Raw genomic sequence first — 14,211 nt, 5'->3', positions numbered from 1 at the left:
TATACCAATATGATGAATACTTTGAGGCATTTCCATAACAGAAAAACCATTACATCAGGATAAAATTCTCAGGAGTTAAGGCTGACGGCAAATCACTTTCATCGAGCATATCCCGCATATCAATTTCTATCGTTCTGGAAATATTAGTGATCGGGACATCATTGGCGCTTCCTTCAAAAGGGTTGGTAGAACTTTCACCAACAATATCCAGTGAGTTAAAAACCCAGGTTAACAAAATGGCAAATGGAATATTTAACCAAATAGAATATCCCTCAATTAAAGTGCCGTTGCCCAGTTTATTAAATTCGTTAAGCAGTCCGTAGGGTACCAAAAAAACAAATAAATTCAGCATAATGGTAGCAATGGAAGAAAAATGACGTGGATAGGGAAAATTCTTAATGCGTTCTGCTTTACCCTGATTATCGTAAAAGCTGGTAATGGCATTTTGTAAAGATTGCAGTTGCAGTTCGCTCAAAATTCCCTCGGCAACCAGCTTATTGATGTGGGCAGATTGCAGTGCCATTAATTGTGTTGCCTTATTCTTCTTACTCAAAATGTATTTTAGCTCATTCGCAGAAAGATATCCGGCCAGGCTATCTTCCAAACTATCTATTTTCTCTGAAACCCTGTATAGCCTTGCATATTCGATATTACGCGGATCATTGGAGTTTTCCCAGGCTCTTGGCTCCCTTAATTGGAAGCGTAAGGCGGTTAACCAGGCAAAATGGCGGTAAAAAATGGTTTGAATATCTGTTTTTTTATCATGAACGGCCAGATAATCGCGCACCATTACACCAAATGCCCTGCTCGAGTTAATAATGGCACCATAAATTTGCCGGGCTTCCCAGAGGCGGGCATAACTGGCGTTATTTTTAAAACTGATAATAAATGACACCGCAGTACCCAAAAGCGCCACCGGCACCCAGGAAATGGAAAGAAATGTAAAATTGCAATAATGATAAAGTACGGTAGGAATAATGGCCAGAATAGTTAAACGATAAATATCGCGCCTGGTCCAGACTATAAATTCGAAAAAAGTATATTTTTTTCCTGCATGCATAAGTTAAGCGGTTATAAAGCGACAGTAAGTTAAACTAAGATATAAAAATTATCAGAGCTGCTAAATTCCACCTAAATTAGCTGTGTGTAAAAGAAAAACAGGGCTATTGTTGCCAATGCCCCGCTGAAATTGCTTTCACACTATACCTTCCGGCATAGCGTTTTCATCTTATATTTGGTTGTGGTTTTGCCGGATAATTATAACATTGATCCACCTCACATCTTCCCTTCTATATTTATTTTATTCTACTGCAGCCCTGAACATCAATGCGCCAACAGTTAAATTGGTACGGGTATCGACCAAAATGGCAGAACCGTTTGAACGGTTATCGTCGTATAAATCAAAAGCTAAAGCATCAGCGGTTTTCACAATCACGCGGCCAATATCATTAAGCTTAAACTCTTCTGCAGCATGTTTTTCCAACGTGTTGATGTCTACCCTATGCAAAATTTCGCTGATTTTACATTTAGTAACCTTGCTATTATGTTGAATGTTATACATAATGGAGGTATCTAAGGCCCGGGTATCCATCCAGCAAAGATCAGCTTCAATCAGTTTTGTTTCCTGTGGCAGAGCCGATGCATTTACGATGGTATCGCCGCGGCTGATATCTACATCATCTTTTAAGTGAATAATAACCGATTGACCAGCGTGCGTAGCATCAAGTGCTTCGTCGAAAAACTCAATCTTCTCAATAACAGAGCTTGCCCCTGAAGGCAGAACTGTCACTTTATCATTTAAATTAAAGGTTCCGCTCAACACCCGGCCGGCATAACCACGGTAATCGTGCAGTTCTTCTGTTTGCGGACGAACCACCCATTGTACGGGCATACGCGCCAGTAGCGATTGATCTAAGTGATCGGTATCTACCTTTTCTAAGAAATGTAACAAGCTTTCACCTTCATACCAATCCATGTTTTCAGATACCTGTACCACATTATCTCCTTTCAATGCACTCACCGGAATATAGGTTACATCGGCCAGTTTTAACTGCTCGGCAAGGACTTTGTATTTCTCGATGATTGAACTGTAAACAGTTTCGCTGTAATCAACCATATCCATTTTGTTGATACACACTACTACGTGTTTAATGCCCAGTAAAGAGACGATGTAGGAATGGCGGATGGTCTGTTCTACTACACCATTGCGGGCATCGATTAAAATAATGGCCAAATTGGCTGTAGATGCCCCCGTGACCATGTTCCTGGTATACTGAATATGACCAGGTGTATCAGCAATGATAAATTTGCGCTTTTCTGTCTGAAAGTATTTGTAGGCTACATCAATGGTAATGCCTTGCTCTCGCTCTGCCCTCAAACCATCGGTAAGAATGGCTAAATCTATTGTTCCATCGTCATTTTTGCGATTAGAGCGCTGTAAAGCTTCTAATTGATCGGCTAAAATAGAATCTGTATCGTATAACAAACGGCCTATTAAGGTACTTTTACCATCATCTACGCTGCCTGCTGTGAAAAATTTTAATATGTTCATGTTTTTTAGATTTGAGATATGAGACAATAGATTTGAGAGATCAGATAGGCGCAAGATTCTCACATATTAATACTCATATCTTCTTTAAATAATAGATATCAGACGGATGCAAGGTTCTCAAATCTCACATCCCAAGGTCCAAATCGCTCTTAAAATTTTAATATGTTTATTTTTTGGTTTAAGATAATAGATTGAGATTTTAGACGGTTGCAAAGTTCTCAAATCTCACATCTAAATACTCAAATCTCCCTTAAAAATACCCTCCCTTTTTCCTGTCTTCCATTGCCGCCTCAGAAACTTTATCGTCCATACGGGCGCCACGCTCTGAAATTTTTGAAGCACTGATTTCAGCAATAATATCATCAATCAAAAATGCCTCTGATTCTACCGCTGCTGTACAGGACATATCGCCAACCGTACGGAAACGTACCTGCTTACGTTCAACAACATCTTCATCATCCATATTTAAAAACGGCGATGCAGCCATCAATTGGCCATTACGTGTAATGCAATCACGTTCGTGCGAGAAATAAATACTTGGCAGTTCTATTTTTTCCCTGCGGATATAGTTCCAAACGTCTAATTCTGTCCAGTTACTGATTGGGAATACACGTATATTTTCTCCCTTGTGGATCTTTCCGTTATAAATGTTCCAAAGTTCAGGGCGCTGGCGTTTCGGATCCCACTGGCCAAATTCATCCCTTACAGAGAAAATACGTTCTTTTGCTCTCGCTTTTTCTTCATCTCTGCGTGCACCACCAATACAGGCATCGAAACCATACTTCGCAATGGTATCAAGCAAGGTTACGGTCTGCAATGCATTCCTACTTGCATTTTTACCGGTCTGCTCTACTACCTTACCCTGATCTATAGATTCCTGTACGGAGCCAATAATTAATTTTTCGCCAATTCTTTCTACCATTTTGTCACGGTAAATAATGGTTTCTTCAAAATTATGTCCGGTATCTATGTGTACCAGGGGAAAAGGAAATTTCCCCGGGCGAAAAGCTTTTTCTGCTAAACGAACTAATGTAATCGAATCCTTTCCCCCCGAAAATAACAGTGCAGGTTTTTCAAACTGCCCCGCTACCTCACGTAAAATGTGAATAGCCTCAGCCTCCAGTTCGTCTAAATAATCAAAATTATATGTACTCATTACAAAATATTGGAATGTTTAAAAACTGAATGTTGGAATCTTCCGATCATTCAATATTATATTTGTTGTTGTTTTGTTAAAAATTGTTGGAAGGTTTTAAAGATGAAAAGTTGCCGTGCATTCGCTCAAATGCACAGTTCCCATTACCCATCTTTCCTATTCCATCTTACATCTTCCGTTAAGTGGTCGCGTGTAAGCCGCATTCTTTTTTACTCTGGTCTTCCCACCACCATCTTCCTGCCCTGAAATCTTCTCCAGGCTGTACTGCCCTGGTACATGGCGCACATCCGATGCTCGGAAAACCTTTATCATGCAAGGTATTGTAAACAATGTTATTTTCTTTAATGAAGGTTTTCACATCCTCTAGTGTCCAATCGAATATGGGGTGAAATTTAACCAATTGATTTCCTTCATCCCATTCTACATCGTGCATATCCTCACGGTTGGCACTCTGATCTGCCCTGATGCCCGTTATCCAGATTTCGTTCCCTTTTAATGCTCTTTTTAAGGGTTCAATTTTACGGATGTAACAGCATTCCTTTCTGTTTTCTACAGATTCGTAAAAGCTGTTCGGCCCTTTAACATTCACCATATCCTGCAAGAGCTCGTTTTGCGGGTAATAGGCATGAATGGGTTTATTGTAGATTTCGAGGGTCCGGTTCCAAACGTAATACGTTTCCGGGAACAAACGTCCGGTTTCCAAGGTAAAAACTTTGATGGGAATGTTATTGGCAAAAATCAAATGGGTAATCACCTGGTCTTCCCAGCCAAAGCTGGTCGAAAATATGATACGGCCGGCATATTGTTTTGCCAAAAACTTCAATTTATCAATTGTACTCAAACCTGCCAGCGCTGCTTTTATCTCTTCTAGGTTCTCCATCACTAAATTAATTTTAAAATAAACATAATTACACTGCGCAAACTCACAAGCATTACAATAATGCCCACAGCTACCATAATGGTTTTTGCCGAAATTTTATTCGATACTTTTGCTGCAATCGGCGATGCAATAGCACTACCAAGAATCAAGCCTAAAACAGCTTCCCAGTGTTTACCGCCCAGCATGGTAAAAAAGGTAAGCGAACTTAACGTAGCAATAAAAAACCGACTGATTTTTACCGTACCCAGCGAAAACAAAGGGTGACGGCCGCCGGCAATTAAACTCGACAAAACAATCGATCCCCAGCCACCACCAAAAGCGGCATCGATAAAACCACCCATAAAGCCGAGTAGTCCGATTTTTTTGATTTTTTGATCGGCTTTTTTTCTTTTAATGTTAAAGGCTTTCATTAAAATAACCGCACCTAAAAACAGGGTATAAACTGCAACAACCGGCTTAACATAGCTGCTATAGTGCTCTAAGGAAGATAAGATATAAGCCCCCAATACCGCACCAACAATTGCAGGGATAATCAGTATTTTAAACAGTTTCCAGTTTACGTTACCCATACGGTAATGCATCCAGCCGGCAATACCATTGCTCATTACTTCAGAAATGTGTATAGCCATACTTGCCGATGCTGGAGGCAAGCCCATAGCAAGCGAAAAAGAAGCGGTTGTAACCCCGTACGACATTCCGATTGCGCCATCGATCAGGGCAAATAAAAAACCTGCTCCTAAAAACCAGTAGAATAAGGGGTCGATATTGATTAAAAACGACTGAAATTCAGGTTCGGTATTCCAAAGAGAAAGCCCGATTGCTCCGATCAGGAAAACCGAAGTCAGCCAGATCAACCATTTGATATTTCGTTCGGCAAAGCTTTTTTTAGGATTGATTAAACTTTGGGTAACCTTGTTTAGCTTTTTAACCTTTGCAGAAAAATCGCCATTTAAAGTCTGGCGTAAAGCACTCATGTTCTGCAAGGTTTCATCCAGCTCAGCTGGTAAACCCTCGTTTAAAATCTGTTTTAAACGTTTGGCAATGGTTGGCGATTTCCCATTTGTAGAAATAGCGATCTTTAAATCACCTTTCTGTACGATAGATCCCAGGTAAAAATCGCAAAGTTCGGGTTTGTCGGCCACATTGATCAGCAGACCACGCTCTCGCGTTACCTTCCTGATCTCTTCATTTAAAATTTGGTTATTGGTTGCAGCAAAAACGATATCAATATTGTCTAAGTCGTTTATATCAAAACTTTTCTGCTTAACCTTTATCTGCGGGTAATCTGCTATAAGTGCATATACCTGCGGTGACACAATTTCTGCCACAATGGTAATGGCGGCACTGTGGCTGTTATTTACAATTGCCGTTAATTTCTCCAATCCAATATTGCCTGCTCCGATTAATAATGTACGCAGCTTGTTCAGCTTTACAAAAACTGGAAAGAGCTGGTTACCTTTTTCTTCTTCAGAAAAAGATGTTGCATTATCAGGTTGGCTAGGCAATACTTGCATATTGTTTAATTAATTCTTTAAATGACGGATGTAATGACACAACTTCTCCAAAAATTAATAAAGCTGGTGCTTTAATGTTTTCTTGCAGCACTAAATGCTCTATAGTTTCAACTACGCCAACAACCAATCTTTCATCTTCTGCCGAGCCGTTCTGCACCACAGCAGTTGGTAAATTGTGTTTGCCCGCAGCTTTAAAAATTTCAACAATTTTTGGTAGTTTTTTTAGGCCCATAAGCACTACCACTGTTGCATTAGATTGTGCTGCCTGATAAATATCGGCTGATACTTCTCCAGAAGTTGTAGTACCGGTAATTACCCAAAAGCTTTCGCTCATGCCACGGTGCGTAACCGGAATCTGCTGTAAACCCGGCACTCCGATCGAACTCGAAATACCCGGTATAACACTTACAGGAATGCTGTAAGATGCGGCATAATCCAGCTCCTCGTATCCCCTGCCAAAAACAAAAGGATCGCCACCTTTTAAACGTACCACGTGGCCATAGTTTAAGGCATAATCGATCATTAATTTATTAATGGTATCTTGAGGATAAGAATGCTCTCCCGAACGTTTTCCTACGTAAACTTTAATGGCTTCAGCAGGGGCATATTCTAACAAAGCCTCGTTGGTTAAAGCATCGTACAATACCACATCGGCAGTTTGCAATGCCTTTACGCCTTTTAAGGTTAATAAATCAGGATCGCCGGGACCTGCCCCCAAAAGGGTAATTCTTGATTCTATATTTAATTTCTGATCGCTCATCTTTATGTTAATTTGGAATGATTGGCTTTTAAATGACTGGATGAAGAGTTGCTTCGCGCTTGGTGTCTGCAGTTCTCTATTCTCATTTCACCAATACCGCTCTTTTCTCTTTAATCTGATTTAAAAATTGGTTGGCTTCTCCAAAGTATTTCTGTGCAAATTCTGCAGTTGGCTCATTTTTATTGATCTGTAAAACCAGGTCAGAGAAATTGGTTGGCAAATTAAATTCACCGGTTTCTACATAATGGTTATCAAATTCGCGGATTACACCAAACTGTGTGCTGCTGTTTACTCCTTTATCCAGTAATAAAGACTTTGCTGCACTTACGAAAGTGCTATAAGTATGGTAAATGGCATCAGCATAGGCACCTTTATCCAAGTTTTGTTTTGCCCAATCGAATTTCTCATCAGCTTCCAACAATAAAGTGGCCACTAAATCGATCACCACTCCGGCACACTCACCCACGCCAATCGCTGTTACAAACTCTTCAACATGCCCCCAATCTACAAATTCTTCCGTCTGCAGGTTAGTCAAATCGGCTAACGGTTTCAGTAACTGGTAAAAATAGTCTTTACCTTTTCTATCATAATATTGGTGAAAGTTTTCTTCTTCCAGGTTGTTGGCCTTAAAATCGTTTAAAAGATAGTGAAGAACACTTGTTGCCCTTTTTGAGGGTACTTTAATTACACGTTCTGCCACACGGCCAACACCGTTGCCAACAGTACCCCCACCAAGCATCACCTGTACAGCAGGAACAACCTTTCCTTCAGCTTTTACCGAACTTCCATGAAAACCGATCTCTGCCAAACCATGCTGACCGCAGGAGTTCATGCAACCACTGATTTTGATCTTGATGTTTTTCTCGTAAATAAACTCCGGGAAATCGGTATAAATTACTTCTTCCAGCACTTCGGCAAGTGTCATCGAGTTCGAAATACCCAAATTACAGGTATCGGTACCCGGACAGGTGGTAATATCGGCCAAACTATCAAAGCCGGCCGTGGTAAAACCGATTTTATTCAGGGCAACATACAATGAAGGTAATGCCTCCTTACGTACAAACTTTAACAATAAGCCCTGGTTTTGGGTAATCCTGATTTCATCAGCCACATATAACCTGATGGCATCAACAAAAGCCCTTGCTTTATCGGTTTTGATATCGCCTACCTGAACTTTTACGTAAACGCCATAAAAGCCAGCCTGTTTTTGTTCAACAACATTGGTTGCTAACCAGTGTTTATAATGGGCTTCGTTTAATATTTCTACTGCCGGGTATTCCTGCTCCAGAGGTAAAACAGGCTGTGGAACGGTATTAAGATCTATTTTAAAAGTTTTTACTTTATTGGCGATACGCTCTTCGGCAACCAAACGCAACACTTCGTCCAAGCCCAGTTTCTGAACCAGGTATTTTAAACGTGCTTTGTTACGGTTACTGCGTTCGCCATAACGGTCGAAAACGCGAAGAACAGATTCGGTAAAAGGGATGAGCTGATCTTCTGGCAAAAATTCGTGAACGGCATTGGCGAGGAAAGGCTGTGCGCCTAAACCACCGGCAAATAATACTTTAAATCCGCGTTCGCCATTTTCATTAATTTTAGGAATAAAACCTAAATCGTGGATATAGCTGAATGCAGTATCCCTATCGCTCGAAGAAAATGAAATTTTAATTTTTCGACCCATTTCCTGGCAGATCGGATTACGCAAAAAGTAGGCAAATACCGCTTGTGCATAAGGAGAAACATCAAAAGGCTCTTCTGCATCGATGCCTGAATTTGGAGAAGCGGTTACATTACGTACCGTGTTTCCACAGGCTTCGCGAAGGGTAATATCATCCTGTTCCAGTTTTGCCCAAAGCTCCGGTGTACGGTCTAAACTCACATAATGGATCTGGATATCCTGACGGGTTGTTAAGTGCAGATTGCCACTTCCGTACTCATCGGCAATATCGGCAATACGCAATAACTGCTTAAAAGTTACCTTACCAAAAGGTAGTTTAATACGCACCATTTGTACACCTGGTTGTCTCTGTCCATAAACACCTCGGGCCAAACGAAGGCTCCTAAACTTTTCGTCGTGGATGGTTCCATCTCTGAAAGCTTTAATCTTATTCTCTAAATCGATGATGTCCTGCTCGACAATCGGATTTTCGAGTTCTGTTCTGAAACTTTGCATATGTGTTGTTAGCTTTATTCAAAAAATGCTTCCCTTTACCGAGAAGCATTCCATATTTTATACATAAAATTATCTGTAGGCTCCTGTTAATGTGTTTTACAACAACAGTAAATCATTTGCTTAACGGTTAATTGGTTATGTATAAAATTGAAGTTCATTTGCCAAATATATAAAGTATATAGGAATAGTCGTAATTTATTGTAAAAAATTTTACGATATCTTGTCAAAACCTCATAAGGTCGTCATTTTGAGCGGAGTGCAACGCAGTTGGAAAATCTACAAATTAAACTACTGAATCAAATATGATTAAACTGGCAACTGAAAATTGCAAATTGAAACTGAAAGCTGATGACTGCCAACTGATTTTGTAAAGAAGATTCATGAAGCCTACATTTTAATGCAGTTAATAGTACATCAGTGGCGATAAAATATGGCGCTAACCCACATTTCTAACGAGCATTGATAATTTATCGTTTACAAACGCTAGAATCGTATAGGTATTTGGTGCACTCGTTTGGAAACGAGCGCAAGCGTTATCTATAAAATAAATATTATAAATTAACGATACCGATTTTCAGGTTATCTTCACGGCCGATGACATCTGCGATACTCGTTTCGGTTAAAACCTTAAGCGTAGCATCCCTAACATCAATAAAAGCACTTCTGATACCACATGTTTTTTCGTCTACACATTCATCACATTTGTGGTAAAAGTTTAAACTTGCACATGGCACCATGGCAATGGGTCCATCGGTTACACGCATTACATGTACCAACAAAATCTCTTCAGGTTTTTTGTTTAAGCTGTAGCCGCCTCCAGCACCCTTTTTACTGTACAAAAAGCCGGCATTGCGGAGATCAAGCAGAATTTGCTCGAGGAATTTTTTTGGGATATGCTCCTCCTCTGCGATTTTCGAAATCTGCATTGGTGGTTTATCTAAATTTTTACCAAGCGCAACAAGCGCTTTAATGGCATATTTTGTTTTTTTGGACAGCATATTTGCACAAAGCTAATAAAAGAAAGTAAATTATAAAATATGCAACAGGAAGTTGATTTTAATTCAACATACTATCATATTCGTAAATATAACGCATAATAACGTTAATTGCTTTAATCAAACCAGCGTAAAAATAATCGTACACTGTAACAGTAGGTCATTATCAGCGTTTAAATTTTATTTTTACCATATATTCTGATTACAGATTCTTAACCATGAGAAGAAAACTCAATCTATTGCCGCTCCTGGTAGTCGCAATTATATTTTTTGCCTTAAATGCCTATGTATTATCGGGCCTGGGCACCATCAATCAATCCGGTTTGCTTAGTCCTATCTTCTGGGTTTTTATAGTCAGTTTAACTTTCTCATTGCTATTCGCGATCCAGCAAATGCGCATTCAGGGAGTTAACCGGTTTTTCCAGATCGTTAGTCATGCTTTTTTGATTGTTTTCGTTGCCGAAGTTGTTTTTGCCTTTTTTCTGCTTCTTGGCGATATTTATAGAATATTGATTGCGCTGGCCACTAATTTTGAACCTGGCGGCTTCCACATAACAGGCCGCAGCAATTCCTGGGTCGATTTTGCCTTTGTTATGTTCTGTTTAACCATAGCCTTGTTTGCCTATGGCATTACCCAGGGAAAATATGCCTACCGCGTAATTAAACATACCTTATACTTTGATGACCTACCTGCGGCTTTTGACGGTTTTACCCTCACCCAGATTTCTGATGTACATGCCGGCAGTTTCACCAACCCCAAGGCGGTACAAAAAGGCATCGACATGATTAACGACCAAAAAAGCGACCTGTTTGTTTTCACCGGAGATCTCGTAAATAATGCCGCTTCAGAAATCGTGCCTTATATTGGTCATTTCTCACAGATTAAAGCCCCTTTCGGACAGTTTTCGGTGTTAGGTAACCACGATTATGGTGATTATATCAAGTGGCCAACGGAAGAAGATAAAATCCGGAATTTAGACCAGTTAAAAGCTTACTACAAAGAACTGGGTTTTAAACTTTTACTTGATGAACACGTAGAACTGCATAAAAACGGCGAAAAAATTATCCTTGCCGGGATAGAAAACTGGGGAATCGGTTTTGGCGAGCGCGGCGATTTGAACAAAGCGCTTCAAAATACAGATGTGAACGATTTTAAAATTCTTTTATCTCACGATCCATCGCATTGGGATGCGCAGGTAAAAAATTATCCTTCTAAAATCCAGCTATCCCTTGCTGGGCATACACATGGTATGCAATTCGGTATCGAAGCTTTTGGCATTAAATGGAGCCCGGTAAAATACCGTTATAAACACTGGGCAGGTATTAAAACCGAAAACGGCCGGTATTTAAATGTGAACCGTGGTTTTGGTTTCCTTGGTTTTTCTGGCCGGATCGGTATCTGGCCGGAGATTACGGTGATTGAATTGAAACGGAAATAACAACAAATGCCCCAAATTGGGGCATTTTTGGTTACGCGACCGTCATTCCCGCGCAGGCGGGAATCTTAATGCAAGCAACAAGTCCAGCTATGGCATTACGATTCCCAATCAAGTTGGGAATGACGAACCGCTAGTAATTAAGCGTATAGGTTAAATTATACGTACGGCCGCGGCCTGCATAGTAAAACGTTTCTGGCCTGGCTAAAGATGAATATAAATACTGTGAACGCTGGCTCCAAATGGTCTGGTAGTTTTTGTTCAACAGGTTTTGTACACCGATTGATAAACTTCCGGTGAATATTTTAACCGATCCCAATAAATCAACTGTTGTATATCCTTTTAATTCCCTGCCCGTTCCAATATTATCTTTTGAATCGAACGAATGGAAAATTTGTGCTTTTAACCCAAATACTTTACCATTATAGCCTAAATAACCTGCCAACTTAGACGGACTGGCCACAGTTACATCCTGTAAAGCCCAGGTACCATCAGTATTCTGTTTCTGTGTTTTAATGTATAAACCGTTTGCTCCGGCCTCAAAACCGTTTTTCAGGTTCAATGATAACGAGCCTTCAACACCGATATTTCTAACTTTTTCGTCAAAAACTTCAATATTGAAAGTACTGTTGGTTTTTACATTTTTATCTGATAAGGCATAGAAACCAGCTACCTGTGCATTAAATACGCCAGTACGGTAACGGTAACCGGCTTCGTACTGTTCTGTTTTAATACCGGTTAAAGGAGAGCTGGCTACATTGATCGAGTTGCCCAGGTTCCAGTTGGTACCGGCCAAAGTATAAGTACCCTGTCCGTAATATTTAGCCGGATCAGCTAAGTTAAATCCTTGCGAAAAGTTAACCCAAACCTGTTGTGGTGCATTGATTTTAATCACCAAACCACCGTTTAACAGATTAACATCATAATGGTTTTTACCACCAGCAATGGGCGAAGCTGTTGTACCTACACCGTAAGCCAAAGGCACTGAAGCTGTAGTACCCACAAAATCGCCCACTTTAACAAACATACGTTGCTGGCGCACCCCTCCTGATAGACTCAAAAAATCCGTTACTTTAACCTGTGCCTGTAAAAAGCCCGATAAGCCATTTACCCTGAAATTAGGATAACGGGCAATTGTAGCTATTGTATTGTTGTTTAAACCACCTGATGCAAAGGCTTTTGCCCTGTCGAATAAGGCCTGCTGCGCATTAAAGTTTTCGTTATCAGCATCAACACCATAAGTTAGGTTAATCCTGTTCCAGTCTTTGTTCAAAACCAGTTTTAAAGCACTGTAGTTCGTATTTTGGATAGATGAACCGCTGTAAAGCCGCTGTGGTATTGCAGCCTGTCCCGGAAACGGGTGAAAGCTAAACTGCTCACTTCTGGCAGCTGCCTGCACATAAAGCGTTTGTCCGCCTAAAATCTCACTTGCCTGATAGTTGGCATTGATGTTCGCCCTGCTCGTTTTTGGATCAACATCAGAAGAGTAACCATTTCTCATTTCCAATAAGGCCGGGTTAGACAGCAGACCCGCATAGTTGGCACCTAAAAACAAGTCGGTATTACCACGGTAACCAGAATTGTAATATTGGGCATTCACTGATAATTTCTGGTAATCGCTTAACTTAAATTCGGTGCTTCCAAAAAAATCGAACGATTGGTTATACTGCAAATCGGTTTGCGTAATATCAGTAAAAATCTGCTTTCCATCAGCACCATAAGCAGCATTGTTTTTTTGGAAAGCTATACCGATACGCCCGTTCCAATCTTTACTTCCACCAGAAATGGCCTGTGCTACACGTACATCGTGATCGCTTTTTTCTTTCAATCCGCTGCGAACGCCAACCTGTGTGGTAAAGCTAGGCTGGCTGTCTTGCCCTTTTTTGGTGATGATGTTGATGATACCACCTGTTGCGCCACCGCCATAAACAGCGCTTGCACCAGATAAAACTTCAATACGCTCGATGTTGAAAGGATCGATAGATTCGAACTGACGGCTTACACCCCGCGTACTGTTTAACGATACCCCATCAATCATCACCAATGCATCCCTGCCACGCTGGTTCTGTCCGTAATTGGTACGCCCTTCCGGACCAGCATCCAAACTTGGGATCAATTGGGCTAAGGTTTGTTTTAAAGGAATACCCGCGCGTGCCTGTTCCTGGATTTTTGCTCCATCTACCACCCAAACCGTACCCGGTATCTCGCTGATTTTGGTTGGCTTACGCGATGAAACCACTACGACTTCCTGCATATTAGCGGTTGGACTCAGATTAATTGTCAGGCTTACCGATTGGTTTTTAACCAAACTAACTTTTTGCAGCACGGTGGTATAACCTACATAGCTTACCTGTAAAACGTAAGCGCCTTCAGTTAATTTTAGTTCGAAAGTACCATCTGCATTTGTTGTAGCAGAAGAGCCCTTTCCTTCCACTTTAACATTGGCCCCGGCTAGCGGAGCCGTTTCTCCCAGCACTTTACCGTTTATGGTCTGTGCTCTGCCTGTAAGAATAAACCCACAGATCAGGATTACAATCAAGTATAGATTCTTCATTAATAATTATTTTTTTGCGCAAATCAATCATTAATTTAGATTAAATCCAAATAAATTATATTAATTTTTTATTGAATACCACTCTTAAACAGACCTTAAATAACACATAATAAATTAATTATCAATTAATTAAAAAATATTTTAAATATTATTTTTAATCAATCTAAATAAAGACATACCTTAGCAACTGAA

At 40.3% G+C, this 14,211-nt stretch carries 10 protein-coding genes; 1 reads left to right on the top strand and 9 read right to left on the bottom strand.

Features of this window, described 5'->3' with window-relative positions:
• Positions 1–49 precede the first annotated feature (49 nt).
• The 8 genes from ACFSR6_RS02110 to ACFSR6_RS02075 form a co-directional block, all read right to left on the bottom strand.
• Complete coding sequence (locus tag ACFSR6_RS02110) at positions 50–1,060, bottom strand: bestrophin family protein (RefSeq protein ID WP_379074283.1); 1,011 nt, start codon at positions 1,058–1,060, stop codon at positions 50–52.
• Positions 1,061–1,300: 240 nt separating this feature from the next.
• Entirely contained in the window at positions 1,301–2,551 is a 1,251-nt protein-coding gene (locus tag ACFSR6_RS02105; RefSeq protein WP_379074280.1) for a sulfate adenylyltransferase subunit 1, read from the bottom strand.
• A gap of 250 nt (positions 2,552–2,801) precedes the next feature.
• Positions 2,802–3,707 (bottom strand): sulfate adenylyltransferase subunit CysD, encoded by a 906-nt coding sequence (cysD, locus tag ACFSR6_RS02100; RefSeq protein WP_379074277.1) that lies wholly within the window; start codon positions 3,705–3,707, stop codon positions 2,802–2,804.
• Between the two features lie 178 nt (positions 3,708–3,885).
• On the bottom strand, positions 3,886–4,587 hold the full coding sequence (locus ACFSR6_RS02095; RefSeq protein WP_379074274.1) for a phosphoadenylyl-sulfate reductase: 702 nt from the start codon (positions 4,585–4,587) through the stop codon (positions 3,886–3,888).
• 2 nt (positions 4,588–4,589) lie between these two features.
• Positions 4,590–6,101: a TSUP family transporter gene (locus tag ACFSR6_RS02090; RefSeq protein WP_379074271.1), complete on the bottom strand. Its 1,512-nt coding sequence runs from the start codon at positions 6,099–6,101 to the stop codon at positions 4,590–4,592.
• Complete coding sequence (cobA, locus tag ACFSR6_RS02085; RefSeq protein WP_379074268.1) at positions 6,085–6,861, bottom strand: uroporphyrinogen-III C-methyltransferase; 777 nt, start codon at positions 6,859–6,861, stop codon at positions 6,085–6,087. Before cobA ends, ACFSR6_RS02090 begins: the two co-directional genes overlap by 17 nt.
• A gap of 82 nt (positions 6,862–6,943) precedes the next feature.
• Positions 6,944–9,034: a HEPN domain-containing protein gene (locus tag ACFSR6_RS02080; protein WP_379074265.1), complete on the bottom strand. Its 2,091-nt coding sequence runs from the start codon at positions 9,032–9,034 to the stop codon at positions 6,944–6,946.
• 551 nt (positions 9,035–9,585) lie between these two features.
• The gene (locus ACFSR6_RS02075) at positions 9,586–10,032 is read right to left on the bottom strand and encodes an RrF2 family transcriptional regulator (protein ID WP_029275042.1); all 447 of its coding nucleotides are present in this window, start codon (positions 10,030–10,032) and stop codon (positions 9,586–9,588) included.
• 215 nt (positions 10,033–10,247) lie between these two features.
• On the opposite strand from ACFSR6_RS02075, the gene ACFSR6_RS02070 reads away from it, so the two are divergent.
• On the top strand, positions 10,248–11,468 hold the full coding sequence (locus ACFSR6_RS02070) for a metallophosphoesterase (protein ID WP_379074261.1): 1,221 nt from the start codon (positions 10,248–10,250) through the stop codon (positions 11,466–11,468).
• A gap of 130 nt (positions 11,469–11,598) precedes the next feature.
• On the opposite strand, the gene ACFSR6_RS02065 is transcribed toward ACFSR6_RS02070, so the two are convergent.
• Positions 11,599–14,019 (bottom strand): TonB-dependent receptor, encoded by a 2,421-nt coding sequence (locus ACFSR6_RS02065; protein WP_379074258.1) that lies wholly within the window; start codon positions 14,017–14,019, stop codon positions 11,599–11,601.
• Between the last annotated feature and the right edge of the window lie 192 nt (positions 14,020–14,211).

The sequence above is a fragment of the Pedobacter vanadiisoli genome (assembly GCF_042684385.1).
Classification (GTDB): domain Bacteria; phylum Bacteroidota; class Bacteroidia; order Sphingobacteriales; family Sphingobacteriaceae; genus Pedobacter; species Pedobacter vanadiisoli.
This window is presented reverse-complemented; position numbering and strand designations above follow the sequence as displayed.